25 protein-coding genes and 2 tRNA genes are annotated in these 25,124 nt (G+C 56.3%); 10 read left to right on the top strand and 17 right to left on the bottom strand.

Annotation, left to right across the window (positions count from 1 at the left end; translation table 11 throughout):
* The 4 genes from B4F73_RS13140 to B4F73_RS13125 form a co-directional block, all read left to right on the top strand.
* A partial coding sequence (locus B4F73_RS13140; RefSeq protein ID WP_290483486.1) for an NAD(P)H-hydrate dehydratase occupies positions 1 to 1,053 on the top strand: 1,053 nt, incomplete at its 5' end.
* 341 nt (positions 1,054 to 1,394) lie between these two features.
* A tRNA-Leu gene (locus tag B4F73_RS13135) sits at positions 1,395 to 1,479 on the top strand.
* A 72-nt stretch (positions 1,480 to 1,551) separates the two neighbouring features.
* Entirely contained in the window at positions 1,552 to 2,124 is a 573-nt protein-coding gene (locus B4F73_RS13130; RefSeq protein WP_290478809.1) for a hypothetical protein, read from the top strand.
* Between the two features lie 300 nt (positions 2,125 to 2,424).
* Positions 2,425 to 3,222 carry a crotonase/enoyl-CoA hydratase family protein gene (locus tag B4F73_RS13125; protein WP_206990469.1) on the top strand — a complete coding sequence of 266 codons (798 nt, stop codon included), beginning with the start codon at positions 2,425 to 2,427 and terminating at the stop codon, positions 3,220 to 3,222.
* Here the strand turns inward: B4F73_RS13125 and B4F73_RS13120 are convergent.
* Both B4F73_RS13120 and B4F73_RS13115 read right to left on the bottom strand, forming a co-directional pair.
* Positions 3,219 to 4,418: a CaiB/BaiF CoA transferase family protein gene (locus B4F73_RS13120; RefSeq protein WP_290478811.1), complete on the bottom strand. Its 1,200-nt coding sequence runs from the start codon at positions 4,416 to 4,418 to the stop codon at positions 3,219 to 3,221. The two genes, B4F73_RS13125 and B4F73_RS13120, sit on opposite strands and share 4 nt — an antisense overlap.
* Before the next feature lie 108 nt (positions 4,419 to 4,526).
* Positions 4,527 to 4,616: transfer RNA gene (locus tag B4F73_RS13115), tRNA-Ser, on the bottom strand.
* Positions 4,617 to 4,840: 224 nt separating this feature from the next.
* Between B4F73_RS13115 and B4F73_RS13110 the strand changes: the two genes are divergently transcribed.
* The 6 genes from B4F73_RS13110 to B4F73_RS13085 all read left to right on the top strand — a co-directional run bounded on the left by B4F73_RS13110 (position 4,841) and on the right by B4F73_RS13085 (position 10,551).
* On the top strand, positions 4,841 to 6,112 hold the full coding sequence (locus B4F73_RS13110) for a septal ring lytic transglycosylase RlpA family protein (RefSeq protein WP_290483485.1): 1,272 nt from the start codon (positions 4,841 to 4,843) through the stop codon (positions 6,110 to 6,112).
* A 119-nt stretch (positions 6,113 to 6,231) separates the two neighbouring features.
* A complete protein-coding gene (locus tag B4F73_RS13105; RefSeq protein ID WP_290483484.1) occupies positions 6,232 to 7,383 on the top strand; it encodes a D-alanyl-D-alanine carboxypeptidase family protein in 1,152 nt (383 codons plus the stop codon).
* Entirely contained in the window at positions 7,373 to 8,032 is a 660-nt protein-coding gene (tmk, locus tag B4F73_RS13100) for a dTMP kinase (protein WP_349679571.1), read from the top strand. The genes B4F73_RS13105 and tmk overlap by 11 nt, the downstream gene beginning before the upstream one ends.
* Positions 8,029 to 8,964 carry a DNA polymerase III subunit delta' gene (locus tag B4F73_RS13095; protein ID WP_206990466.1) on the top strand — a complete coding sequence of 312 codons (936 nt, stop codon included), beginning with the start codon at positions 8,029 to 8,031 and terminating at the stop codon, positions 8,962 to 8,964. Before tmk ends, B4F73_RS13095 begins: the two co-directional genes overlap by 4 nt.
* A gap of 10 nt (positions 8,965 to 8,974) precedes the next feature.
* A complete protein-coding gene (locus B4F73_RS13090) occupies positions 8,975 to 9,748 on the top strand; it encodes a TatD family hydrolase (protein ID WP_290483483.1) in 774 nt (257 codons plus the stop codon).
* Positions 9,748 to 10,551 carry an MBL fold metallo-hydrolase gene (locus B4F73_RS13085; protein WP_290483482.1) on the top strand — a complete coding sequence of 268 codons (804 nt, stop codon included), beginning with the start codon at positions 9,748 to 9,750 and terminating at the stop codon, positions 10,549 to 10,551. Before B4F73_RS13090 ends, B4F73_RS13085 begins: the two co-directional genes overlap by 1 nt.
* A gap of 210 nt (positions 10,552 to 10,761) precedes the next feature.
* Here B4F73_RS13085 and B4F73_RS13080 read toward each other — a convergent pair whose 3' ends face one another.
* The 15 genes from B4F73_RS13080 to B4F73_RS13010 form a co-directional block, all read right to left on the bottom strand.
* Positions 10,762 to 11,688: a biotin-dependent carboxyltransferase family protein gene (locus B4F73_RS13080; RefSeq protein ID WP_290478816.1), complete on the bottom strand. Its 927-nt coding sequence runs from the start codon at positions 11,686 to 11,688 to the stop codon at positions 10,762 to 10,764.
* 1 nt (position 11,689) lies between these two features.
* The gene (locus tag B4F73_RS13075; protein WP_290478870.1) at positions 11,690 to 12,298 is read right to left on the bottom strand and encodes a 5-oxoprolinase subunit B family protein; all 609 of its coding nucleotides are present in this window, start codon (positions 12,296 to 12,298) and stop codon (positions 11,690 to 11,692) included.
* A gap of 14 nt (positions 12,299 to 12,312) precedes the next feature.
* A complete protein-coding gene (gene pxpA / locus B4F73_RS13070) occupies positions 12,313 to 13,077 on the bottom strand; it encodes a 5-oxoprolinase subunit PxpA (protein WP_206990461.1) in 765 nt (254 codons plus the stop codon).
* On the bottom strand, positions 13,074 to 14,282 hold the full coding sequence (locus tag B4F73_RS13065) for an Nramp family divalent metal transporter (protein ID WP_290483481.1): 1,209 nt from the start codon (positions 14,280 to 14,282) through the stop codon (positions 13,074 to 13,076). Before B4F73_RS13065 ends, pxpA begins: the two co-directional genes overlap by 4 nt.
* A gap of 38 nt (positions 14,283 to 14,320) precedes the next feature.
* Positions 14,321 to 15,736: a dihydrolipoyl dehydrogenase gene (lpdA, locus tag B4F73_RS13060; RefSeq protein WP_290483480.1), complete on the bottom strand. Its 1,416-nt coding sequence runs from the start codon at positions 15,734 to 15,736 to the stop codon at positions 14,321 to 14,323.
* A complete protein-coding gene (locus tag B4F73_RS13055) occupies positions 15,733 to 16,116 on the bottom strand; it encodes a hypothetical protein (RefSeq protein ID WP_290483479.1) in 384 nt (127 codons plus the stop codon). The genes lpdA and B4F73_RS13055 overlap by 4 nt, the downstream gene beginning before the upstream one ends.
* Complete coding sequence (locus B4F73_RS13050) at positions 16,116 to 17,444, bottom strand: pyruvate dehydrogenase complex dihydrolipoamide acetyltransferase (protein ID WP_290483478.1); 1,329 nt, start codon at positions 17,442 to 17,444, stop codon at positions 16,116 to 16,118. The genes B4F73_RS13055 and B4F73_RS13050 overlap by 1 nt, the downstream gene beginning before the upstream one ends.
* A gap of 1 nt (position 17,445) precedes the next feature.
* Entirely contained in the window at positions 17,446 to 17,769 is a 324-nt protein-coding gene (locus B4F73_RS13045) for a DUF5076 domain-containing protein (RefSeq protein ID WP_206990456.1), read from the bottom strand.
* The gene (locus B4F73_RS13040; RefSeq protein WP_290483477.1) at positions 17,759 to 19,147 is read right to left on the bottom strand and encodes a pyruvate dehydrogenase complex E1 component subunit beta; all 1,389 of its coding nucleotides are present in this window, start codon (positions 19,145 to 19,147) and stop codon (positions 17,759 to 17,761) included. Before B4F73_RS13040 ends, B4F73_RS13045 begins: the two co-directional genes overlap by 11 nt.
* 55 nt (positions 19,148 to 19,202) lie before the next feature.
* On the bottom strand, positions 19,203 to 20,216 hold the full coding sequence (gene pdhA / locus B4F73_RS13035; RefSeq protein WP_034812406.1) for a pyruvate dehydrogenase (acetyl-transferring) E1 component subunit alpha: 1,014 nt from the start codon (positions 20,214 to 20,216) through the stop codon (positions 19,203 to 19,205).
* A 69-nt stretch (positions 20,217 to 20,285) separates the two neighbouring features.
* On the bottom strand, positions 20,286 to 20,585 hold the full coding sequence (locus B4F73_RS13030; RefSeq protein ID WP_290483476.1) for an FtsB family cell division protein: 300 nt from the start codon (positions 20,583 to 20,585) through the stop codon (positions 20,286 to 20,288).
* Between the two features lie 69 nt (positions 20,586 to 20,654).
* Positions 20,655 to 21,935, bottom strand: a complete 1,281-nt coding sequence (gene eno, locus B4F73_RS13025; RefSeq protein ID WP_290478822.1) for a phosphopyruvate hydratase — start codon at positions 21,933 to 21,935, stop codon at positions 20,655 to 20,657.
* A 106-nt stretch (positions 21,936 to 22,041) separates the two neighbouring features.
* Positions 22,042 to 22,227, bottom strand: coding sequence for a 50S ribosomal protein L32 (gene rpmF, locus B4F73_RS13020; RefSeq protein WP_034812412.1), 186 nt, complete (start codon positions 22,225 to 22,227; stop codon positions 22,042 to 22,044).
* A gap of 128 nt (positions 22,228 to 22,355) precedes the next feature.
* Positions 22,356 to 23,579: a dipeptidase gene (locus B4F73_RS13015; protein ID WP_290483475.1), complete on the bottom strand. Its 1,224-nt coding sequence runs from the start codon at positions 23,577 to 23,579 to the stop codon at positions 22,356 to 22,358.
* Between the two features lie 230 nt (positions 23,580 to 23,809).
* The gene (locus B4F73_RS13010; RefSeq protein WP_290483474.1) at positions 23,810 to 24,904 is read right to left on the bottom strand and encodes a CaiB/BaiF CoA transferase family protein; all 1,095 of its coding nucleotides are present in this window, start codon (positions 24,902 to 24,904) and stop codon (positions 23,810 to 23,812) included.
* Between the last annotated feature and the right edge of the window lie 220 nt (positions 24,905 to 25,124).

The raw sequence follows: 25,124 nt of genomic DNA, 5'->3' as shown, positions 1-25,124 counted from the left end.
GGCGTTCCAGCAAAGCTGGCGGAGCGCGGCGGCCGCGTTGTCTCGATTGATGTGCCTTCTGGTATTCATGGAGAGTCGGCCAAACCACTTGGCGTGTGTTTCCGAGCAGAAGGAACCATCACATTCGCAGCATTGCGGCCGGCACACGTCCTGTTGCCGGGTGCCGCATATTGCGGAGGCATATTCGTCGCAGATATTGGTGTGCCGGTTCAGACCAAACTGCTCGAAAACAGCCCCATATTGTGGGGACGCAATCTACCTCAGCCGGGGCAGGGCAGCCACAAGCATGCCCGAGGTCATTTGGCCGTAGTCAGTGGAAATGTCGCATCGACGGGCGCGGCGCGTTTGGCCAGCCGCGCGGGGCTGAGGGCCGGTGCCGGGCTCGTGACTCTGTTGTCTCCGCCGGATGCTGTTGCGGTAAATGCCAGTCATCTGACTGCTGTCATGCTCAAGGAAGTGTCGGATGCTGAGCAGCTGCGCGAGAGTATTGAATCCGCCAGCACGGTGATCCTCGGGCCTGCCGCGGGCATCACGACCGGCACAAAAAAGAATGTTGAGTGTTTGCTTTCATCGAAATCGAAGGCTGTTCTCGACGCAGATGCCTTGACCGTCTTCGCCGATGATAAAGATGGCTTCTACAGACAGCTGCGGTCAGATGACCTGATTACACCTCATATCGGTGAGTTCAATCGACTCTTTGGTGACCTGCTGGACTCAGAAGTAAACAAGGTCGAAGCGACGCGCAAAGCGTCCCGAATGACTGGCTGCGTCGTCCTGCTGAAAGGCCCAGACACCGTTATTGCCAAACCAGACGGTATGGCCATTGTGAACACACACGCAACGCACTGGCTTGCAACGGCTGGATCTGGCGATGTTTTGGCGGGCATTGCAGGCGGTCTCATGGCGCAGGGTGTTGATACGTTCACCGCGGCGGCCATGGCCAGTTGGCTGCATGGCGAAGCCGGACGCCGCGTTGGGGCAGGGCTGATCGCCGAAGACCTGGAATCTGAACTTCCCGATATCCTGAGCGCCTTGCACGGCGAACAGCAATAAATTCGCAGCCCCTGCGTGGGTTTGGTGTTGAAGCGTGGTCATGGCTCGCGTAGGAAAACCCGTCATGCGGATGTGGCGGAATTGGTAGACGCACTGGATTTAGGTCCGTACTTCGACCATTCTCGACCATGAGTCCAACTCATGTGGCACGCCGTGTAATCCTCAGCAGTGACAGTGGATTACAGCCCCCTGATACATGCTCTACTTCGTACAGATTCCTATCTGGAATCATAAAATGGCATGATCTGTGGCGCGGACGGCAGTATTCTGTCACCCAGAGTCAGAAAAGCCCCTTGGTGCTTCCTTGTAACTATGGCAATCACCGGGTTCGCAATCGCGTCGCGGGTATGACGGAATTGGTAGACGTGCGAGATTTAGGTTCTCGTGTCGCAAGGCGTGGGGGTTCGAGTCCCTCTACCCGCACCACTCACGCGGGAAAGCGCGTGCTTCGCCTTCAACTCGAATTGACGTAAACTCTTTGAACCGGGAGGGGTTCAAATGAACTACAATTCGAGGTGGCAGGTCTGGTTTCGTCGAGTTGTCGTCGTATGCTTGATTTTGGGTGTGATCATTTTCTATTCAATAGATAGCGATCATGAATTGAGACGGCTGCTACCAATCGGAGCTGCAGTCGTTAGCGGTCTCTATGTAGCTTTGATATTCGTGGATGGAATTGCCGCCCTATCCGACTATCGCCGTACTGGGTTTTTCTCAATTCGATATGGGTTGCTGCTCGGCGTGTGTTTGTTCGCTGCTGGCACATTATTACTCAATACTGCGGACTATTTTGCGGATTTCCGTCTTCGCGAAGAAAGCTGGAGCGATGTCAGAATTATGCTGGATTGGGCAACGAAGGGCGCACTTTTTGATCTAGTAGAGTCATTTGACCTAGAGGCCTCCAATTACGAGGCAGCCCACAACAAGTTGCTCTTCGATTGTATCGAGTTTTTGTTTCGCTTAGTTTGGGGAGCTTGGACCGCTTACATGCTATCCTCAGTATTCCTTCATATACGTAGCCGCATTTGGCGTAGACTGCTCAACCGACAGAGAAGTAGTCGAGATCAAGTTTAACCCTCGCGGCAAGTGGCTTATTGTTCACGTCATATTCTGTGGCACGCACCACATCTGCGCCCGAGCGCAATACAACATAGCCCACACGGTGGAGAGGGAAGCCACTAGATGCTGATGGTTGTAGTTATCGCACTGGATTTAGGTTCCAGCGCTGCAAGGCGTGGAGGTTCGAGTCCTCTCATCCGCACCACTCACTCAAAAATCAAACTCTGACCGCGCGGCAAGCGGCCGTTTGCCGGATGGACAATCCTGTGCTCGCCTGCCAGCAAGGCATTCAGAAAACACGGAGGATTTCCAGACATGTCGATCGTGACAACAGAGAAGCGCGGATCCATCATGATCTTGACGCTGAACCGCCCCGATAGCCTCAATGCGCTGGGAGCGGAGGGCGATGGTTTGGCCATCGCAGCTGCATGTAATGAGATTGTTGCGGACGCTGAAATCCGCTGCGTGATTTTGACGGGCGCTGGCCGGGCATTCTCCGCCGGCGGCGACGTGAAAGCGATGAAAGAGGGCACCGGCGCGTTCGGCGGCGCGCCGCATGACATCCGTGAAGGTTATCGCCGAAACATCCACTTGATTGTGAAATCGCTCTACAATCTTGAAGTACCGATGATCGCGGCCGTAAATGGGGCCGCGATTGGTCTTGGTTGCGACGTCGCCTGCATGGCCGATATTCGCATAGCCTCCGACAAGGCCAAGATGGGCGTCACCTTCCTGAAGCTTGGCCTGATCCCCGGTGATGGCGGCGCATGGCTGCTGCCCCGACTGATCGGATCATCCCGCGCAGCTGAGCTTCTGTTCACGGGCAAAGTCATTGATGCCGCCACAGCAGAAGACTGGGGTCTCGTCTCGAAAGTCGTCCCGGGCGATACGCTGATGGACGAAGCCATGGCGCTGGCCGAGCAGATTGCTGCGCAGCCACCTCAAGCCTTGCGCCTAGCAAAAACTCTCATGCGTCATGGCACCAATGCTTCCTACGAAACGATCATGGAAATGTCCGCCGCCTCTCAGGCCCTCATGCACAAGACTGAGGACCATATGGAGGGAGTGGACGCGATCCTTGAAAAAAGGACGCCCGAGTTCAAGGGCCGCTAAGAAACAATTCCGTCTGTATAGAGACTCGCGATGGCGTCGTCCGTCAGGCCCAGTTGATCGAGTACATCCCGAGTGTGCTGACCCAATGCGGGCGAGGGGCCTTTAGGCCCGTCGTCTGCGCCGGGAAAACGAACTGGCGAGGCTGGCGAAGCATAAGTTGAGCCATCGCCCTTCGCGCTCGGTGTCTGAACAATCGCGCCTGCAGCGATGGCTTGCGGATCTTTGGCCACTTCGGCCAAAGTCTGGACAGGCGCCCAGGCGAGGGATTCCGCATCCAGCCGTTTGGCCATCTCGGCCTTGTCGTATTTTGCGAACCCCTCATCTAGAATGTTTACGACTTCGGCCCTGTTCTTCCGGCGCGCCTTGGCGGAAGTGAACCGCTCATCTTCAATCAATTCCTCCCGGTCGATCGCTCGACAGATCGGGGCCCAATCGACTTCACCTTGCCGGGATACGAGACACATCCAGCTGCCATCTCTGGTTTCGAAAAAATTGGTGATGGGGACATTTTGCTCATGGCGGGATTTTGTTGACGCAACCCGGTCAAAAAAGAGCTGGATCGCAAAATCGGAACCGAGTGCGTACAGACCGGCGCGAAAGAGGGAGGCTTCAACCAAACGCCCCTTGCCTGTCCGCCCAGCCTCAACCAGCGCCGCGCAAATTCCGGCTGCAGCCGACATCGAGGTCGTATGGTCTCCGAATGCCGTGCGATTGGCGAACAGATCTTCGCCTTTCGGAACGGTCAGTCTGGCAACGCCCGTGCGGCTCCAGAAGCTCGCAATATCAAAGCCGGGGCGATTCGCATCAGGCCCTTGCAGGCCGTATCCGGTAAGGGAACAGTAGACCAGTTTCGGGTTTAACTCCTTCAGGCTGTCATAATCCAGGCCGGACCGTTCGAGGCCACCGGGGCGGACATTGGTCAGAAACACGTCGGCATCGGCCACGAGCTTGCGTACGAGCTCCTGCCCCTCTGGCTTGGACGTGTCGACCACGATGGATTTCTTGCCGCGATTATCGAAATCGAACACAGGATTGTCGGTTATGTCCGTCCCGATCGTCTTGAAGAAAAGTCGGATCGGGTCACCACCCGGCGGCTCTATCTTGACCACATCGGCGCCCCAATCGCTCAAGATCGATCCTGCGCCTGGCGCTGCCATATAAGTCGCATATTCTACGACCTTGATACCTTCGAGCATGTATCCTCCTGATGTTCTGGTTTTGCCAAAGTTTTGCAGGAAGCGCTTGCCAATGGCCAGCCTGACCAAAGGTCAGCTCTCGAAACCCACGCATACTGTAAGGCCACATGGCGGAGGAAGAGGGATTCGAACCCCCGGAGCCCGCGAAGGCTCAACGGTTTTCAAGACCGCCGCATTCAACCACTCTGCCATTCCTCCGGCGCCCGGTATGTCCAACAGAGGAAGTGGTTTTGCAAGCCCTCATCTGCGAATGCTGACCGCTCGCAAATCGTGAATCGATCACTAAGAGACATTTGCGGTTTCGTGAGAGAAGGTTCATCCTGCATCCACCTTGGCGTGGTAAACAAGCCAGGTACGGCAGAAAAGCCGGACGTTCAGGCGCAAAGCGCCGAATAGAAACTCAGAATGAGGTTACATCGCGAATGCGCGCGCCATCGACCAAAATCACCGATCGCCTTCCCGCCTTTATTGTTGCCACTTTTGCCGCTGCTTTCGTATCAGCGCCCGCATGGGCCGATCCCGCACCAATCGTCTTCAAGTCGCAAGAGCCAAGCGCCCGAATTTCAACAGAACGTCAAAACGTCTTCATTGCACCAAGCCAGGCCCAGCCCAGCCCAGAGAAAGCCAAAGCACGGGTCCAGTTCAGTTATCCGGGAACGTCGCCGAAGCCTGCGCCTGTACAGTCTGCCTCAAACTCCTCAAATTCGGTGCCGAGATTTTCGAACCCGGCAAGCGGGACAAGAGAATATGCCAGCATAAGCGCACCAATAAGTGGCACACCTGCGCCTGTCGCAACACAGCCAACATCCGCAAAACCATTTGATCCGCAAGCCGCCGCTCAACGTATCGCTGCAGAACGAGCACAGTCCGAAGTCCTGACAGAATCTCTGCCAAATCTCGCAGGCGCTCCCGAACCTGTCGCAGAGCAGGGGGCCGGTGCCCCAACGGCAACAGATGCGCGTCGTGTTGCCACCAGCCTGACACCCGCTGCAACGCATTCGGTTCAGCCTGAAACCGTACCCGTCTTCGATGAAACCGGCGCGGCCATCATCTATGGTGACGAATTCCAGGGCCTGCCGACCGCAAATGGCGAAACCTTCGACCAATCTGCGCTTATGGCCGCGCATCCGAACCTGCCTTTGCCGAGCCTGGTTCAGGTCGTGAATCTTGAAACAAACACAGAAATTGTTGTGCGCGTGAATGATCGCGGACCTTTTGAAGATGGCGCCATGTTGCAAGTCTCCGAGCGCGCCGCTGTGGAACTCGGCATGACCGGGGCAGGGCGCGCCAATGTGCGAATTCGTTATCTGGGCCCTGCTCCTGTCATGGCTCCAAAACCGCAACCGATTCTGGTTTCTGACAATAATGAAACGCGCGCGCCCTCAGTCACCACAGCTTCTGCGCCAAGTCCTGTTTACGCCGCGAGCCGGAGCAGCACGCCAAATTATGAGCCTGTTTCGGTCGGGAATTACTTTGTTCAAGTTGGCGCATTCTCGCAAATTTCGAACGCTGAGAGCCTCATTCAGTCCATGCCGACCAATATGAGCGCCCAAATTGATCCGGCACGCGTAAATGGCGCAGACTTTTTCCGGGTGCGCGTTGGCCCCTTCATGAACCGGGATGCTGCTGATCGGATAAACAATGATCTTCACCGCTACGGCATATCCAACGGTCGGGTGGTTTCCCAGAACTGACCTGACGACCGCATAGCCACCATTGACGCTGACCACAAACCGGCCCTTTTTCCTGTATAAACGGGAAAAAGGGCCGTATTGGTTTCGGCCAACCGTTCAGCACATTTCGGAGGCTTACAATGCTGCCAAAAACCCAGATCCTCACCGCCATTCTGATGGCAGTCGCAGCGACGGGTTCGGCCCAGGCACAGATCATGGATACGCCCGCCAGTCATGCTGTGATCATGGATCACGAGACGGGCACAATACTCTTCTCCAAGGATGGCGCGGAACCCATGATCCCCGCCTCCATGACAAAGATGATGACGGCCTACCTCGTGTTCGAACTGATTGATCGGGGGGAGATTTCCCTGACCGACAAATTCACCGTCAGCGAAGACGCGTGGCGCCGAGGTGGTTTCCCGTCTGGTACATCGACAATGGGACTTGCGCCCGGCGATACGCCAACCGTTGAAGAACTTCTGCACGGCGTAATCATCATGTCTGGCAATGACGCCTGTATCGTGTTGGCTCAGGGTATATCGGGATCAGAGGAAGCCTTTGCACGGCGTATGACCTCCCTCGCCCATGAACTCGGCATGAGTTCTGCGAACTTCCAGAACACGACCGGCCTTGAGGCCGTTGGCCACGTTATATCTGCAGAAGACCTCGCCAAGATGGCGAAGCTCACTATCGACAAGTATCCGCAATACTACGACTGGTACGACATGCCGTCATATACGTGGCGCGAATATACGCAGGCAAATCGCAATCCATTGCTCAGTATTGAAGGCACTGATGGCCTCAAGACGGGTCACCTCGAGGTTTCGGGATATGGACTCACCGCCTCCGCCGTTCGTGACGGCGTACGGCGTACAATCGTCATCAACGGTCTTGAGAGCATGGCGGCGCGAGCCCAGGAAGGCGAACGCATGATGCGGATGGCATTCCAGAGCTATGATCTGAAAGTGATCACGCCGGAGAGCGTCGAGCTACCGGAAGTCAAAGTCTGGCTCGGCCAACAACAATTGGTGCCGGTTTCGCTCGCCAGCAAGATGACGATAGCCGGCCACAAGGCTGCGCTTGAGAAAGCGACATCGGAGATAGTTCTTGATGGTGCGCTCGAGGCGCCTATCCGCGCTGGCGACACGGTCGGAAAACTGGTCGTGACTGTAGAAGGTCAGGTTGCAACCGAAGCGCCTATCGTTGCGGAGGCAACGGTCAAGAAGCTCGGCTTCTTCGGCCGAGCAGTCGAAGGTCTCAGCCAGATGATCGGCGGCAATGATGGCTGAGGTCTCGCCCCTCAGATTCATTACGCTCGAAGGCGGTGAAGGTACAGGCAAGTCCACGCTTCAACACGCTTTGGCAGAGCGCTTGCGGGCTGAGGGCTTTGACGTCGTCACAACGCGCGAGCCCGGCGGCACTCCACTGGCAGAAGCTGTTCGCGAACTTGCATTGCATCCGCCCGCTGGCGCGGACTGGTCGCCAATGAGCGAAGCCTTGCTGATGAATGCCGCCCGCAGTGACCATTTGGAAAAATTGATACGGCCTGCACTGGCTGAGGGAAAATGGGTGATCTGTGATCGCTTTGCGGACTCCACGAGCGTGTATCAAAGTGTCAAAGGCGGCGTCTCGTCCAATGTCCTCAAATCGATGGAAAGCACCGTCTTGGGAGACACGGTACCAACACTGACGCTCGTTCTTGATGCCCCCCTCGAAACCACCGCAGGCCGCAGATCTGCGCGCAATGGTCCGGACGATGCCTTTGAAAAGCGCGCTACTGACTTTCATCACGCAGTCCGTCAGGGATTTATTTCGCTGTCGCAAGAAGAGCCTCTGCGTTGCAAACTGATAGATGCTTCTCGGGATATCGCCAGCGTGTACGCAGCAGCCTGGCGCATCGTGTCTCAAACTTATGCATTGAATGAGATGGCAGGATGAGCATCGCCTGGCCTCTGTATGGGCACGATACGGCTGAGGCTTCGTTTCTGGCATCGGCAACAACCGGCAAGCTACACCATGGCTGGCTGATCGAAGGGCCATCAGGAATCGGTAAGGCCACAATGGCAAACCGGCTCGCCGCTTACATGCTCGGCGCTCGCGGCCGGGAAGCAGCGCCGCTTGATGCAGATTCTTCTGACCCGGTTGCGCGAACCTGTCTTACCGGCGCTCATCCCGATTTGCGCGTGGTACATCGCGAGTTGAACGACAAAGGCAAGCTACGCCAGGATATCTCGGTCGATCAGGTGCGTGAGCTGATCCAGTTCTTTTCCCTCAAGCCCGCACAAGGTGGGTGGCGCGTCGGCATTATCGACTCGCTGGACGAATTGAATCGAAATGGTGCGAATGCCTTGCTCAAGACACTTGAAGAACCACCGGAGCATAGCATCCTGTTTCTGGTGAATCATGGAACGACACCTATCCTGCCAACCATTCGGTCGCGCTGCAGAGTCCTGCGAGTCTCGGCACTGGGTGATGAAGATACAAAACGCGCATTGGAAACCGCCACCGCGCCGGCTGAAGCCGCGTCTTTGTCCAAGGGGCGACCAGGCTTGGGAATACAGTTATCTACGCCGGCAGGTCTCGCGGCATCTCACGCGGCCAAGGTCCTTTTGCGCAGCCTGCCGAGACCGAATGACGGGCTAGTGACGGACGCGCTCCAGACAGCAAGTGCTGACGATACCGCCATGCAGGCGTTTCAGGAGGAAATTCTGACATGGCTGGCGCAGCGCGCAGAACAGGAGCCCGCCGCAGCCAAGGCTTGGCTGGAAGTATCCCGGCTCGCTGGCGAAGCGCGCGCCCTGAAGATGGATCCTGCTCAAACGGCATCCAAGCTGATTGCAGGGCTTTATAGCGCTGCAAAGGCGCATTAAGTCGTCAGCTATGTTTGATACGCATGTGAATTTGCACGGCGAGACGTTTGCCGACGATCTGGGCGACGTGCTCACACGGGCTGACGAGGCCGGTGTGAAGCGTATGCTCGCAATCTGTGATCGTCTCGACAATTTCGAGGCGGTCAGGTCGATTGCGCAGGCACATCCGGGCATCTGGTGCTCGATCGGCGTCCATCCTCATCACAGCAAGGATTTCACCGATCTGTCGGTCAATGATCTGGTCAACGGGGCGGCGGATCCCAATGTGGTTGCCATAGGCGAAACCGGCCTCGATTTCCATTATGGCTACAGCGCAGAGGATGCACAGATAAACAGTCTGAGAACGCATGTCGAAGCGGCCAGACAGACGGGCCTGCCGCTCATCCTGCACACACGTGAAGCTGATGAAATGATGGGCGATATCCTTGAAGAGGAGTTCGAAAAGGGAAGTTTCGTCCCGCTGTTGCATTGCTATACGGGTGGCGCGCGGCTGGCCCAGCGCGGCCTCGACCTTGGAGGATTCGTGTCCGTATCAGGCATACTGTCCTTCAAGAGCGCGCGGGAAGTCAGGGAAGTGATTACAGATGTCCCGATGGACCGCCTGATCCTTGAAACTGACTGTCCTTATCTCGCGCCGGTGCCGATGCGCGGGCGACGCAATGAACCCTCCTATCTCATTCACGTTGCTGAAGCGCTCGCAAGCCTAAAGAGTATTCCACTCGACGACGTCCTGAAAACAACGACCGACAACGCCATGCGCCTTTTCTCGAGAATACCGAACTGATGGCGACAGGTATCTTCACACTGCTGGGCACGGGCTCATCCGGCGGCGTTCCACGCGTCGGTGGCGATTGGGGCGCGTGCGATCCAACGGAACCAAAAAATCGCCGCCTGCGATGCTCGGCGCTCGTTCAGTCGTTCGACGCTCATGGCGCATCCACAAATGTCCTGATCGATACGTCGCCAGATCTGCGAGAACAGTTGCTTGCCGAACAGATCGGCCACCTGGACGCGATCCTGTATACGCATGACCATGCCGACCAGAGCCACGGAATTGATGATGTGCGACCGATCTGCATTCGCCAACGCAAGCCAATACCCACTTATCTGAGCGCTGAAACTCGCGGCACTCTGACAGAACGGTTTTCATATTGTTTCGAGGGGAAGGGTGGTTACCCGTCGATCCTGGACCTGCAAGATGAACTTGTGCCGCTCGAGTTGGTTAAGATTTCCGGTGCCGGCGGCGGTATTGAATTCTTGCCACTCGATATGGAGCATGGCCGCATTCGCTGCCTCGGTTTTCGTATAGGTAATCTCGCCTACTGTAATGACGTTAACGGACTACCAGAAGAAACGCTGGAAGCACTGAAGGGGAGTGATACACTCATCATCGACGCATTGCGGTACGCGCCGCACCCATCGCATGCAAATCTTGATCAGGCATTGGAGTGGATCGCGGATATATCGCCGCGCCTGGCAGTACTGACGAACATGCATGTCGACATGGATTACCAAACGCTCTGCAAAGAACTTCCGACCGGCGTGATACCTGGGCATGATGGCTTGCGCCTTGATTTCATTAAATAATACATCAGCATCATTTCCCATAATGATGATTATGCGATTCATGGATTAGCATTCCACGACAACTTGGCGGACCGGCATCAACGTTCATTGGCGCGATGCTCAGAGACGGCGCACATCATGTACTGATCGCCTTCCATGAACGGCTCCCGGAAATTGCACAACACCCTCTATCAAGGTTTTGTTTACACTTCGAACGTGCGGCCAGCTCGGCTACACTCGGAACCCACCGATCCAGGATGCAATCAATTTCTGCTTCTTTATCAGATCGTCGGCCGCTTGCTCCCGCGTCCTGTGCAGGAACAAGATAGAATCGCCGGGCCGGATCTGACCCAGTAGGTGTCGGTCAGACCGGTTAACCTGCAGAATGTGCGGATAACCTCCTGTGGTCTGACAGTCTGGTAATAGTAGGAACCCCCTTCCCTGCGGCGGCAACTGCAATGCGCCAGGGAAAATTCCGGCGCTCGGCAGGTTTTCGATGGAATCTATTTTGGGAAACGCGCCATCCAGCTCGATACCAATTCTGCTAGCTCGGCGTGTTGCCTTGTATTGCTCCGTCCAAAGATGAGTGCAGTCGTCTGTATAGTCAGGCCCTTCGCTCGCCCGCAGAGCAAAACTGTTGCCGAGTGGAAACAGCAGCGTTTCAGGTGTCGTTTCCCGGCGGGGTTTTGTGCGGGGGCTCGTTTCAACCACATCCCCAGACCGGAGCGCCCGGCCATCAAAACCACCCAAGCCTGCAGGAATATAGGTGGACTCGCTCTCCAGGAACTCATCACCCACAACTCCACCAGAGATCGCCAGATAGGTTCGCAGCCCATGGTCCGGACGGCCGACTTCCAGAAAATCGCCCTGCTTGACGAAGTGTGTCTCGTGAAATGAAACCACACGACCATTCAAGCTGGTCGGAGCCACCGCTCCGGTAAGCGCGATTGCTGCGGATGCCTGAAACTCTACCGAGAAGGGTCCATAGGTGATCTCGATTCCGGTCGTGCTCGCGTGATTCCCAACCAGATGGTTTGCGATCGCATGGGAAACGGGGTCAGCAGGCCCGGATGACGGAATACCAGAATAGCGATATCCCGCTCTCTGGTTGCCCTGCAGGGTCGCCTGTGGCCCGGCATTCATGATGCGAAGCGTCACGTCAGACCCACTCTATTTGAACTTCGGCACCCGGCGAGAGGACAAAAGGATCTCGCGCCGTTTTGTCGAAGAGCATCGCATCGGTCCGGCCAATAATTGGCCAGCCCCCTGGCCCGTCCAGAGCATAAATGCCGAGATAGCCTTTGATAAAGCCAATAGAACCGGCTTTGACCCGCTGACGGGGGTGATCCAGCCTACCCCCCAACAGATTTGGATCGACACCCGACAGATACGCAAAACCGGGCGCGAATCCGAGCATGTCGACACTTAAATTCGAGCGAACCAAGATATTTAGAAACTCATTGCTAGAGCAGTTGTTCGCCGCCGCACAGTCCGCAAGGTCGGGCGCATTGGCCTCATCAGACCGTACCAGCAACTTTAAATTCGGCGCGTCGACAACTGCCGCGTTAATGTCAGCCATTACCGCTTGTTTCAACATGGCCAGCGCCTTGGCTGGGCCTAGGGCGGAAGGGTCAAATTGAACCGTTACACTTTCCCGACCGATCACAACCTCATCCCAAATGCGGCTGCCACGCAGGGCGCGTGCAATAGCCTGACGGTCTTCCGTCGCCCGCATGACAAGCCTCAGCGCATCGTCACCGCATGGCACGATAACCGGTGCCTTCACGGCGCGGCCTGTGCCTTGATTTCGATACCCCGTGAGTGAAGCGCTTCTCTGAGTGCGAGTGCGGATTGGACTGCTCCTGCAGTATCTCCGTGAAGACAGATTGTGTCCACTTGGAGAGAAATCACTTGGTTGTCCGCGGCTATGACCGTGCTGTCCTCGATTATGCTTATTACCTGCGCTGCTTGAGCATCCGCCTCGTGGATCACTGCACCTGACTCACCTCGCGCGAGTAGCGAGCCATCGCGGGCGTATGTGCGGTCCGCAAAGCCTTCGGCCAGAAAATCAGTGCCCGTAGCGTGGGCAATCTTGGCCAGCATGGAATCAGGCGGCCCAATTACGGCCCGTATGCGTGCTTCACGTGTGAGGCGCACGATGAATTCTGCAAGCGTGGGATCCCGCGAAGCGTCATTGTACAATGCGCCATGGGGTTTGAGATGGTCGATCGCTATGCCTTGACCTCTCGCAAAACTGCCAAGCGCTCTCACCTGCTGACGGAGCGATGATTCCAGTACATCTTGCGGCATCTTCATGCTTTTGCGCCCGAAGTTTTGCCTGTCCGGATAAGATGGATGCGCACCGACGACCACGTGGCGCGCCTTGGCAGCTTTCAGCGTCGCTCGCATACTATCATCGTCACCAGCGTGGCCGCCGCAGGCGATACTGCACCGGCTGACCACATCAAGGATTGCACGATCCATTGCGCGACCAGTTTCGCCCGGCAATTCCCCGATATCAGAGTTCAGACAAATTGTGCGGCTCATGACCACACATTTAGGGCTCTCAGGATAAGGCGCAAGCCAAGGCCAAAGGTAATTACGACGACTGCCATGCCCAGTAAGTTGGTCAGCCATGAATTGACGTGGTCACCCAACAATCTGCGTCGGTTCATTGCGATAAGCAGGAACACTGCGATAATTGGCAATATCAGCCCATTCGCAATCTGCGCGAAAAGTATGATGCTTATGGGGCGGACGCCTAGCAAAGCGACAGCGGTCCCAACGATTAGAACGGTGAGCGCAATGCCGCGAAACACGCGACCATTACGTGGGAAGCCGCCGAACTCGGACATGGCATAGGATGTCGCCAACGGCGCGGTAATTGATGACGAAAGTCCGGCGCCGAATAGGCCGACGCCAACCAGATATTTTGCAAACGGCCCGTAGGCTGGCTCGATTGAAGATGCCATATCAGCGGCAGAACTGACAGCTATGCCTGATCCGAACAGGCTAGCCGCTGCGGTCGACAAAACCAGAATGGAGACGATCCCGCCCAAACCGATTGATATAGCCGTGTCCGTTCGCGCCGCTCGCAACGCCGTCGCAGACCTGTCTGGCCACTTATCACGAACCGTCGAGGCGTGGAGAAACAGATTGTACGGAACGATGGTCGTGCCAATCAAAGCGATGGCTGCCAGCAATCCAGAATCGGGTACGGTCGGCCACAGACCTCCAAACCATGCGGACATATCAGGTCGCGTGATGAGGACACTGCCTGCAAAGGCGACGCTCATGAGCAGAACCAGGCTAATCAGCAGTTTTTCGATATGCCGGTAGTGTCCAAACAGAAGAAATCCGCCAGAAACTGTGCTTAGAACCAATACAATCAGTTTGTGTGAAATGCCGAAGGATCCCACCAGAGCCTCAAGCCCCAACGCTCCACCAGCAAGATTTCCTGCCTCGTAAGCTGAATTACCGACAGCGAGTGCCGAAACGCCAAGAACTATTATGGACCATCTGATGATCGGCCCATTTTCGGGGGCGGTCATGGCGGCTGCCAATCCCTTGCCGGAAACGATGCCAAGTCGGGCCGCCATCTCTTGCAAGATGATTGTGGCAAAGGTGGCGAAGACCAACGCCCAGATGAGGGCATAGCCGAAATTTGCGCCGGCGAGCGTGCAAGCAGTGACCGTGCCAGGTCCAATGAAGCCCGCGGCGACAAGAGCACCCGGACCGATTTTGAGTTTCATGGAACGCCCCCGCGACCGTCGCACGGTGCGACTGGTCCCTAGATATGTATCACACGGCCTTCGGCATCCAGAACGGATTCATGCATGCTCTCCGAAATGGTCGGATGCGGGAAGATTGTGTGAGCGAGATCCTGCTCGGTCAACTCACCCTGGCGCGCGATAACATAGCCCTGGATCAGTTCGGTGACTTCTGCGCCGATCATGTGCGCGCCGAGCAATTCCCCGGTCTTCTTGTCGAAGATGGTTTTTACGAGGCCTTCAGAGGCGCCCATTGCTATGGCCTTGCCATTGCCGATGAAGGGGAAGCGGCCAACCTTGATATCGTAGCCTTTTTCCTTTGCGGCTTTTTCAGTCAGACCGACGCTGGCGACCTGCGGGTGCGCGTAAGTGCAGCCTGGAACGTTCCAGGGATCAAAAGGTTCGGCATGATCGGCCCCGGCGATACCTTCCACACAAACCACACCTTCATGAGAGGCCTTGTGGGCCAACCATGGCGGGCCCGTCAGATCGCCGATTGCGTATAGACCTTTGACCCCGGTACGGCCAAAATTGTCCACGGTCACATGGGTCTTCTCGACCTTTACGCCCAGATCTCCGAGGCCAAGATCTTCAACATTGCCGACAATCCCAACTGCGAGAATCGCCCGGTCGAATTCCTTGTTTTCCTTCTTGCCGGACTTGTCTGTAATTTCTGCTGTAACGGTGGACTTGCCCGCTTTCAGATTTTCGACTTTCGCGCCTGTAACAATGTTCAGGCCTTGCTTCTTGAAGTCCTTTTCCGCGAGTTTCGAAATTTCCTCGTCTTCCACCGGCAGAATGCGATCCATCACTTCAGCGACTGTCACCTCTGCACCCAGTTCATGATAGAAACTAGCGAATTCAATGCCGATCGCACCTGATCCTATGACCAACAGCCGCTTTGGCATGACATCCGGCGTCATGGCTTCACGATAAGTCCAGATCAGTTTCTTGTCTGCAACCAGACCGGCTTGCGGGATGTCCCGCGCCCGCGCGCCCGTCGCCAACATGACGTGCTTGGCTTGGAAGGACGTTTCCTTGCCATCTTTGCCTTTGACGATGACTTTTGGTGCCTGCGTACCTTTTTCGAGACGGGCGGTGCCTTCGATAACGTCGATCTTGTTTTTCTTCATCAGGAATTTGACTCCGGTCGATAGCTGGTTCGCCACGCCGCGTGAACGCTTCACGACAGCATCGAGGTCAAAATCGGCCTTGTCGATTTTCAGACCGAATTCCTTTGCGTTCTTGGCCAGGTGCAGGACTTCCGCCGACCGCAGCAGCGCTTTGGTCGGGATACAGCCCCAGTTCAGACAAATCCCACCGAGGCTTTCACGTTCGACGATGGCCGTCTTCATGCCCAGCTGCGACGCGCGAATGGCCGAAACATACCCGCCGGGCCCGGATCCGATCACGATGAGGTCGTACTGCGTACTCATTGGGTAATTCCTCTCATTTCATCCCATGCCAGAAGCGCCTGGGAGACGCGCAAATCCGCGCTCTCGAACATTTCAGGCGTGCAAATGTATTCCGGTTCTTCCACAGAAATCTTGTTCATCAGAACAACGCTGTCAGCGGCAACATCTTCGCGAAGCTCCCGAGCTAGTCCTTCGTAGCGCAGGTCTTCCATGAACTCCGAAAGCTGGTCTGTAGCCTCCCTGTCGCACAAAAGGCTGATGCCTTTCTGGATCGCAAGCTCGCCAGCGATCATGCGAATATCCGCCTCATTCATGCCCGACGAATTGTCCGTGGAAACGCTTTCCTCGGAGCATCCGGCGAGGAGGGTCAGGCTGACAAGCATCATCCCGAGCCGCGTCATCAGAGCAGCATGGCTTCGGGGGTTTCAACATACCGTTTGAAAGCCTGAAGCCATTTGGCTCCCTCCGCCCCACCAACCACGCGGTGGTCACAGGTGAGCGTTACCGTCATGACGGTACGGGCAACAATATTTCCCTTGGCGTCGACGATAGCGCGCTTTTCACCCGCGCCGACTGACAGGATCATGCCTTCAGGTGGATTGATAATTGAGGCAAAGCTCTTGATTCCGAACATGCCGAGATTGGAAATACTAAATGTGCCGCCGCTATATTCCTGCGGCTTCAGCTTCCGCTCCCGCGCCCGGGTCGCAAGATCCTTCATCTCTTCCGATATCTCTGCCAGGCCTTTGGTCTCCGCGCTGAACACAACTGGCGTGATCAGGCCTCCTTCAATCGCGACAGCAACCGAAACATTGGCATGCTTGTGATAGGCGATACCTTTGTCGGTATAGGATGCATTGCAATCCGGCTCGTCCATCAGAGCCATGGCGGCAGCCTTGATGAGCATATCATTGACCGAAACCTTCACGCCTTCGCGTGCCGCAGCATTGATCGCAGCACGGCTCGCAAGCAGATGATCGAGCTCAAGATCGATATTCAGCGGGAAATGCGGAACCTGCATGAAGCTGGTCGTCAGACGCTTGGCGACAGTCTTGCGCATGCCGTCCAGTGGCACGAGTTCATAACTGTCAGGCGCATAGACCCGATCGTCCAGGACCTGCGGCAGGATTAGGCCATCCGGTTGGGTTGCAGCCCCCGCGCTCGCGCCAGACGGTGCGGCTTTGGCGTTCTCGACGTCGCGCTTGATGATCCGGCCGCGCGGACCAGTCCCCGTCAGTCCCGAAAGGTCTAGACCTTTCATCTCCGCAATCCGGCGTGCCAAGGGGCTGGCCTTGATGCGGCCATCTGATGAGGTTGCGGATGGCAGGGGTGACTTGGAAGGCGTAGCTGCGCTGTCCGCTTTCTTTGCCGGGGCAGTAGTCTCTACCATGGCGGCCGGTTTCGGTTCTTCCGGTTTAGGCGCGGCTTCTGCCTTGTCTTTCGGTGCATTTGACTTGGCGGGCGCTTTGACTGAGGAGGCGTCTTCACCTTCCTCGGCAAGGATGGCGATCACTTCATTGACCTTTACGCCTTCCGCACCGGCCTCAATGAGGATCTTGGCGACAACACCTTCATCCACTGCCTCGACTTCCATCGTAGCTTTGTCGGTCTCAATCTCGGCAATGATGTCACCGGAGGAAACGGTGTCACCTTCCTTTACCAACCATTTTGCAAGCGTGCCCTCTTCCATTGTCGGAGACAGGGCGGGCATGGTGATATTGATAGCCATATCAGTCCCCCATCTTCTGGACATCGCCCGGTGATTTCGGGCCGAACTGGATGCGATTCAGGAAGCCGGTCACGATCTCCTTGATGATCTCTTCCTTTTCAGGGCCGTCTGGATGATGATCCTTGAAAGCGTCTGTGACATGCTTGGCGATGTCGCCCAGGATGAAGCCCCACATGGTTGGCTCCGTCGCCGGATCAGCTGCTTCGCCGACACGCAGGCTTACATGGTCTGTATTGTCTGCGATCCAGAACCGGATCATTTCCTGAGCGATGTCAGCGCCCTCAACAGATGGCGGCGATTTGAGTTCTCGTTTCTCAGTCGACATAGCAAACTCTCCGCGCAGCTTCGACAATATCATCGGCATTCGGAAGGCTCATCGCCTCCAGATTGGCCGCATAAGGCAGGGGCACATCCTTTTGATGGACACGGGCAGGTGGTGCGTCGAGATAATCAAACGCTTCGGCCGTCACTGTGGCCGCAATCTCCGCCCCGACGCCGAAGAAACGCCAGCCTTCTTCACAACAGACAATGCGATTGGTTTTCTTCACGCTTTCGATCACTGTTTCTGTGTCGAGCGGACGGATTGTACGCAGGTCTATGACTTCTGCGTCAATGCCTTGCTCTGCAAGCGTCTCGGCGGCCTGCAGCGCAAATCCAACCATTCGGGAATGCGCGACGAGCGTTACGTCTGAGCCGGATCGCTTAATGGCCGCCTTGCCGATAGGCAGGACATGATCGTCGAGATCAGGAACCGGGAAACTGTTTCCGTACAGTAGCTCATGTTCAAGGAATACGACCGGGTTCGGATCGCGGATAGCCGCCTTGAGCAGGCCTTTCGCGTCGGCGGCGTCATATGGCGCAACCACTTTCAGCCCAGGGATCTGGCCATACCATGCCGAATAGTCCTGACTGTGCTGTGCGCCCACGCGCGATGCGGCGCCATTGGGGCCACGGAATACGATGGGACAGCCCATCTGGCCACCTGACATGTATAGGGTCTTGGCCGCCGAGTTGATGATCTGGTCGATGGCCTGCATGGCGAAATTGAAGGTCATGAATTCGACGATGGGTTTGAGTCCTGCAAAGGCGGCCCCTACCCCAAGCCCGGCAAACCCATGTTCCGTGATCGGTGTATCCACCACACGGCGTGCGCCGAATTCCTGAAGCAGTTCCCGTGTGACCTTATAGGCACCTTGATACTCGGCCACCTCTTCACCCATTACGAAAACGGATTCGTCACGGCGCATCTCTTCAGCCATGGCGTCGCGCAATGCGTCCCGCACCGTCGTGTCGGTAAAGGAAGTGCCTTCGGGGATGCTCGGGTCTGACAAAACGGCAGCCTTCGGGGCCTCGACTTCGTCGCCCGTCTCCTCTGTTTTCATACCCTCACCAGAGTCGGCCGGCTCTTCGGTGGCCTGGCCGCCAGCATCGCCTTTGGCTTCCACCTTGGCGGCATCTTCGCCTTCCTCTGCGAGCACGGCAATGACGGCATTGACCTTTACGCCTTCGGTGCCTTCGGGAATGAGGATCTTGGCCAAAACGCCCTCGTCCACCGCTTCGACTTCCATTGTGGCTTTGTCAGTTTCGATTTCGGCAATGATGTCGCCGGAGGAGACAGTGTCCCCCTCCTGCTTCAACCATTTCGACAATGTGCCCTCTTCCATGGTCGGAGACAGGGCGGGCATGAGAATATCTACGGACATTAATGTGCTCCGGAAAACAGGATGGCGGACAGTCGAGGTGCTTTCTTTCCTGGCATCAGGCGACCTCGACGTCTTTCAGGACGTCAGTCCAGAGTTCGGATGGATCGGGCTCCGGGCTCTCAAGAGAATAGTCGGCGGCTTCCTTGACGATGCCCTTGATCTCTTTGTCGATGTTCTTGAGTTCGTCTTCGCTTGCATGTCCCAGTTCAAGAAGCTGGCCCTTCAGGCCCTCGATTGGATCGTGGTGCGATCGGATGTCGTCGACTTCTTCCCGTTTCCGGTATTTGGCAGGGTCCGACATGGAGTGGCCGCGATACCGATAAGTCTTCATTTCCAGTATGTACGGACCTTTTCCGGAACGAGCATATTTGACGGCTTTTTCGCCTGCTTCGCGCACAGCCATGACATCCATGCCATCGACTTCCTCGCCTTCGATTTCGAATGAAATGCCGCGCTTGTAGAGTTCGGTTTCCGAGGCGTGCCGCGCCACACTTGTGCCCATCGCGTACATGTTATTCTCGATGACATAGACGACTGGCAGATCCCAGAGCGACGCCATGTTGAATGCTTCGTAGACCTGCCCCTGATTGGCGGCGCCGTCCCCGAAATATGCAAGGGCAACGTTGTCCGTTCCGCGATATTTGTTGGCGAATCCAAGGCCGGTGCCAATCGGAACCTGAGCTCCAACGATCCCATGGCCTCCATAGAAATTCTTTTCCTTGGAAAACATGTGCATCGATCCGCCCTTCCCTTTGGAAAGCCCGCCGATGCGACCTGTGAGTTCCGCCATCACGCCACGTGGGTCCATGTCGCATGCCAACATGTGACCATGATCGCGATACCCTGTGATGATCTGGTCGCCATCCTTCAAACAGGCTTGCATGCCCGTCACGACCGCTTCCTGGCCAATGTAAAGGTGACAGAAACCAGCAATCTTGCCCATGCCGTAAAGCTGTCCGGCTTTTTCCTCAAACCGGCGTATCAGGAGCATGGCCCGATAATATTTCAGCATCTCCGCCTTGCTGGTCTTTGAAGGTGCCTTTTTGGTACTTCTTGCTTTAGTCGCCATAAGTTCGCTCCAACCCTTTTCCAGACTTATGTATGCGCGATTACGCAACGACAAGTCAGAACAACTATGTCAATTTGCAGAGCTTGGTTCCGAAGAGACGAGAACAATTTCATTCGGATAGACAAAAGCCAGCTTGTCCCGCGCCATGGCTTCCACGAAATCAGGATCCACCGATCCCGGAGTCAGGCGTCTGATATCGACCTGGAGACGATTCAAGTCGCTCTCGAGGTTGGCGAGTTCAGCCTTGCGATCCTCCAACTCCATCTGGGCATCGGACCAACGCCCAAGCCCCTTCTCCCCCGCAAACGCGTGGTAGGCGAAATAGAGCACAAGAAGAGACAGGCCGGCGGCCTCGAGTCGCGATTTCATAACCTCACCTAATCCGGTTATGGTTAAGAGAGCGTGATCGCCGCCGGCCCGATGGACGGGCCCAGACCGCTAGGCAGCGTTGATGCGCGAGCGGCCGGCAAAGATACCAACAGGTCCCAGCTCTTCTTCTATGCGAATCAGCTGGTTGTATTTGGCAATACGGTCGGAACGAGAAAGAGACCCCGTCTTGATCTGTCCGCAATTGGTCGCAACGGCGAGGTCTGCGATCGTTGCGTCCTCTGTCTCGCCAGAACGGTGGGACATGACCGCCGTATAGCCATGAAGATGCGCCAATTCGACCGCGTCGAGCGTTTCGGACAATGTGCCGATCTGATTGACCTTCACCAGAATGGAGTTCGCCGCGCCTTTTTGAAGGCCGATAGACAAACGATCCGGATTGGTTACGAACAGATCGTCGCCCACTAGCTGAACCCTGTCACCGATTGATTCGGTCAAGGCGACCCAGCCATCCCAATCATCTTCGGCCATACCATCTTCAATGGAGATGATGGGATAGCGGGCGCAAAGATCGGCCAGGTAGGCTGCGAATTCGTCGGAGCCGAGGGATTTCCCTTCCCCGGCAAGCTCATATTTGCCGTTCTTGTAGAACTCTGTAGAGGCCGCATCGAGCGCCAATGCCATGTCCTCTCCAGGTTTGTATCCAGCCTTCTCAATAGCCTTCATCACAAAACCGATGGCTTCGTCAGTAGATGCCAGATTTGGCGCAAACCCGCCTTCGTCGCCGACATTCGTATTGTGGCCTGCATCACTCAGGGTTTTCTTCAGCGCATGGAAGACTTCGGCACCCATGCGCACGGATTCAGAGAGGCTCTCTGCGCTGACTGGCATGACCATGAATTCCTGGATGTCGATCGGATTGTCAGCATGCGCGCCGCCATTGATGATGTTCATCATCGGCGTCGGCAGAACGCGGGCATTGGGTCCACCCACATATCGGTAGAGGGGCATAGCCGAGCTCTCGGCAGCAGCTTTTGCAAGTGCCATGGAGACGCCCAGAATCGCATTCGCGCCGAGGCGGGACTTGTTTTCCGTTCCATCCAGATCGATCATCAACATGTCGATCATGCGCTGTTCGGTTGCGTCCAGACCAGCCAGTTCGTTGAAGATTTCACCATTCACGGCGTCAACGGCCTTCAGCACGCCCTTGCCGAGATAACGCGCCTTGTCCCCATCACGCTGTTCATGGGCCTCATACGCACCCGTAGAAGCGCCAGAAGGGACTGCCGCGCGGCCGAGAGAGCCATCTTCCAGCGTCACATCAACTTCGACGGTTGGGTTGCCTCGGCTATCCAGGATTTCCCGGGCATGGATGTCGATGATCTCGCTCATGAGTGGCTGTACCTTTGCGCCTAGAAATAAAAAAAGCGCCCCCTGCTCTGGCAGGAAGCGCTCGCACCCTTAAGGCTGCGCGCTCAAAAGCGCAACAGCGGGTCGTTTAGATATCGTCACGTGGCTCAAGAACCTGACGCCCGCGATACATGCCGGTTTTCAGGTCGATGTGGTGCGGACGGCGCAGTTCACCGGATTCCGCATCTTCGATATATGTGTTCATATCCAGCCGGTCGTGCGAGCGGCGCATGCCGCGGCGCGACTTCGAGATCTTGCTCTTTGGAACTGCCATAACAGGTATCCAGTGGTTTGGCGCGAAATGCGCGTGAATTGGAAAGAGGCCTCATACATAGAGGTCTGTCTCTTTGCAAGACTCCAACGTCACCGCTGGTCGAATTTCTTCAGTCCGGCCTGATGAGCCTATTGGGCCTTTGCTGCCTCGGCCTGGCGCATGATTCGAAGCAGGTTTCCGCCCCAGATATTCTCCAGGTCAGCTTCTGTATAGCCCTCTTCCAGCAGGCGTTCCGTCACCTTTGGCAAGAGAGAGACGTCCTCCATGCCGGCAACGCCGCCGCCGCCATCCCAATCTGCGCCCATACCGACATGTTCCGGTCCAACGATCTCAAGCGCATACAGCATTTGCTCCATGAACACTTCAAACGAGGAAAGCGGCATTGGATAGGCCGAATCGATTTCGCCACGGCGTTCCATGTACTGCTTGCGCTCTTCGTCGGTAAGGTCGAAAGGCGAACGTCCCTCATACGAGGCAGCCAGTTCTTCCAGCGCGGTCGTGCGTTCTGCAGGGGGCTCGAGATTCTCGATATATGATCCAAGGGCATTCATCTGGATAACGCCGCCGTTTTCCGCGACACGCCGCAACAGATCATCCGGAATGTTCCGGGGATGGTCGTACAGGGCTTTCACGCCGGAATGTGACAGCACGATCGGAGTCGTGGAGATTTCCATGATGTCCTCAACGGCCGAGTCGGCAGCATGCGAGCCATCAACCATCATGCCGAGCCGATTGGCCTCCCGAACCAATTCTTCTCCAAGCGGAGTTAGCCCACCGAGGTCCGTCGCTGACAAATCTGTGGCGCTGTCCGCAAATTGGTTGTCCCGGAAATGCACCGGCCCAACGAGTCGCACACCGCGTTCATAAAAATCCTCAAGCACGGTCAGGTCAGTGCCGAGCGGGTAGCTGTTCTCGATCGACTGGAAGACGATCCGCTTGCCCTCCGCAACGATGCGCTCAGCATCATCAGCCGTGTAGGCCAGTTCGAATGCGTCCGGATGGGCCTCGACCATTGCGAGGATATCGTCTGATCGTGTGAACGCTGCCTGTTTCGCCGCCTCATACGACGCTTCATCCAAAGGCCCCTGCGGAGTGAAGATCACCCAGAACCCGCCATCAAGCCCCCCTCGCTCCATTTTGGGCAGGTCGACTTGAACTTGTCCAATTCGCGAAGGGTTGTCAGCGAGAATATCGAAATCCGGTTTTGAGAAATTCGCAGGCGTGTCCAGATGCGAATCCATCACAAGAACGCGTTCATGAATTTCGCGCGGTGTGGCCGGTTCTTCCGGTTGGATGTCCGCGCCACAGGCCCCCAGCAGCAGAGCGGGCAGAATATAGGGAAGATGTTTCATGACGCCTCGTTCTTCTTGATGCTTTTTTCGCAAGCGTAAGGACAATGCCACCTGGCGCAAGAAAAATGGTCGTCCCGCAGGACGACCAAGTTCAGCAAGAAGGACGTTGAGCAGACGTCCAGACAAATTGCCCAAGACCTGTGCCCAACAAGACATTCACTAGCAGGGTCAACCTGAACGGTTTGCAGTTCGTCCGGTTGTCTCCCATTCATCTGTGAGGCGAACTCGGTCTATTGAATTCCCCAATCTTTGAGGATCTCACCAGAATGTTCCCCCAATCCAGCTGGCCGCCCCTGGATGGCCCCGGGCGTCGCGGAGAATCGCGGTGCGGGCGCAGGCTGAACCACTCCCTCGATCTCCACAAACGTCTGACGGTCCACATTGTGCTTATGGGATGGCGCTTCCGACATGGAGAGGACTGGCGCAAAACAGATGTCAGTGCCTTCCATTATCTCACACCACTCATCGCGCGTTTTGGTCTTGAACACCGCCATGATCTTTTGCTTCAGATCAGGCCACTTCGAGCGGTCCATTTGAGCTTGAAAGCCGGGATCGGTCAGACCCGCTTTTTCCAGTAGCAGAGCGTAAAATTGTGGCTCGATCGATCCGATCGATACCCATTTGCCATCGCTGCACTCATACGTGTCATAGAAATGCGCTCCGCCATCGAGAAGGTTTGCCTCTCTGTCATCAGTCCAGAGACCCATCGCTTTCATTCCGTAGAACATGGTCGCCAGTGAAGCCGCACCATCAGACATCGCCACATCAATAACTTGGCCTTCGCCGCCATTTTTCACATTCACGAGGCCAGCCAGCAGGCCCATCGCCAAATAGAGCGCGCCGCCTCCATAGTCGCCAACAAGATTGAGCGGCGGACGCGGGCGACCGTCGCCATCGCCCATCGCATGAAGTGCACCTGTAATGGCGATATAGTTGAGGTCATGTCCCGCAGCATGCGACAGCGCGCCGGTCTGTCCCCATCCCGTCATGCGCCCGTAAACCAGCTTCGGATTGCGGGCGAGCGCGACATCAGGCCCGAGACCGTTGCGCTCCATGACGCCGGGTCGGAAACCCTCGATCAACCCATCAGCTTTCTCGATCAGCTTCAACGCAGTTTCGACATCAGCAGAATCTTTCAGGTTGAGTCCGATGGACCGGCGCCCCCGGCTCATCACATCAGCTGCGCGGCCAGGGCGACCATCACCCTTCCGATCAATCCGAATCACATCTGCGCCAAGATCAGACAACAGCATGCCGCAAAAGGGTCCAGGTCCAATACCTGCGAACTCTACAATCCGAACGCCATTCAACGGTCCTTGAGCCATGACATATCCTACCTTTTATTTTTGTCTCACCGGGTCAATTTAGCGGATCATTAAGCCGGCGCGGCTCAAAAGGAAGGGGTACCGCAACGTCGCCCGACACAATCCTTACGAGCCATATGAACCACCTCGCATACCTTGACCCACCGATAGAAGTATTGGCTGCAGGTGCGCGTCTGGAGATGATCCTGTCACGCCTCCGGTCGGGTCGCATGCGCCCGTT

The sequence above is a fragment of the Hyphomonas sp. UBA3601 genome (genome assembly GCF_002375605.1).
Lineage (GTDB): Bacteria > Pseudomonadota > Alphaproteobacteria > Caulobacterales > Hyphomonadaceae > Hyphomonas.
Note: the sequence above shows the minus strand (reverse complement) of the source record. Positions and strands in the feature narration are given on the sequence as shown.

Excerpts from the sequence above, each read along its gene's own strand:
- B4F73_RS13085 (WP_290483482.1), top strand. The coding sequence starts at position 9,748 with ATGGCGACAGGTATCTTCACACTGCTGGGCACGGGCTCATCCGGCGGC.
- B4F73_RS13045 (WP_206990456.1), bottom strand. The coding sequence starts at position 17,769 with ATGTCGACTGAGAAACGAGAACTCAAATCGCCGCCATCTGTTGAGGGC.
- eno (WP_290478822.1), bottom strand. The coding sequence starts at position 21,935 with ATGAGCGAGATCATCGACATCCATGCCCGGGAAATCCTGGATAGCCGA.
- B4F73_RS13050 (WP_290483478.1), bottom strand. The coding sequence starts at position 17,444 with ATGGCTATCAATATCACCATGCCCGCCCTGTCTCCGACAATGGAAGAG.
- tmk (WP_349679571.1), top strand. The coding sequence starts at position 7,373 with ATGATGGCTGAGGTCTCGCCCCTCAGATTCATTACGCTCGAAGGCGGT.
- B4F73_RS13130 (WP_290478809.1), top strand. The coding sequence starts at position 1,552 with ATGAACTACAATTCGAGGTGGCAGGTCTGGTTTCGTCGAGTTGTCGTC.
- pdhA (WP_034812406.1), bottom strand. The coding sequence starts at position 20,216 with ATGGCGACTAAAGCAAGAAGTACCAAAAAGGCACCTTCAAAGACCAGC.
- B4F73_RS13105 (WP_290483484.1), top strand. The coding sequence starts at position 6,232 with ATGCTGCCAAAAACCCAGATCCTCACCGCCATTCTGATGGCAGTCGCA.
- B4F73_RS13095 (WP_206990466.1), top strand. The coding sequence starts at position 8,029 with ATGAGCATCGCCTGGCCTCTGTATGGGCACGATACGGCTGAGGCTTCG.
- B4F73_RS13120 (WP_290478811.1), bottom strand. The coding sequence starts at position 4,418 with ATGCTCGAAGGTATCAAGGTCGTAGAATATGCGACTTATATGGCAGCG.
- B4F73_RS13030 (WP_290483476.1), bottom strand. The coding sequence starts at position 20,585 with ATGAAATCGCGACTCGAGGCCGCCGGCCTGTCTCTTCTTGTGCTCTAT.
- B4F73_RS13055 (WP_290483479.1), bottom strand. The coding sequence starts at position 16,116 with ATGACGCGGCTCGGGATGATGCTTGTCAGCCTGACCCTCCTCGCCGGA.
- lpdA (WP_290483480.1), bottom strand. The coding sequence starts at position 15,736 with ATGAGTACGCAGTACGACCTCATCGTGATCGGATCCGGGCCCGGCGGG.
- pxpA (WP_206990461.1), bottom strand. The coding sequence starts at position 13,077 with ATGAGCCGCACAATTTGTCTGAACTCTGATATCGGGGAATTGCCGGGC.
- B4F73_RS13065 (WP_290483481.1), bottom strand. The coding sequence starts at position 14,282 with ATGAAACTCAAAATCGGTCCGGGTGCTCTTGTCGCCGCGGGCTTCATT.
- B4F73_RS13040 (WP_290483477.1), bottom strand. The coding sequence starts at position 19,147 with ATGTCCGTAGATATTCTCATGCCCGCCCTGTCTCCGACCATGGAAGAG.
- B4F73_RS13125 (WP_206990469.1), top strand. The coding sequence starts at position 2,425 with ATGTCGATCGTGACAACAGAGAAGCGCGGATCCATCATGATCTTGACG.
- B4F73_RS13015 (WP_290483475.1), bottom strand. The coding sequence starts at position 23,579 with ATGAAACATCTTCCCTATATTCTGCCCGCTCTGCTGCTGGGGGCCTGT.
- B4F73_RS13010 (WP_290483474.1), bottom strand. The coding sequence starts at position 24,904 with ATGGCTCAAGGACCGTTGAATGGCGTTCGGATTGTAGAGTTCGCAGGT.
- B4F73_RS13090 (WP_290483483.1), top strand. The coding sequence starts at position 8,975 with ATGTTTGATACGCATGTGAATTTGCACGGCGAGACGTTTGCCGACGAT.
- B4F73_RS13110 (WP_290483485.1), top strand. The coding sequence starts at position 4,841 with ATGCGCGCGCCATCGACCAAAATCACCGATCGCCTTCCCGCCTTTATT.
- rpmF (WP_034812412.1), bottom strand. The coding sequence starts at position 22,227 with ATGGCAGTTCCAAAGAGCAAGATCTCGAAGTCGCGCCGCGGCATGCGC.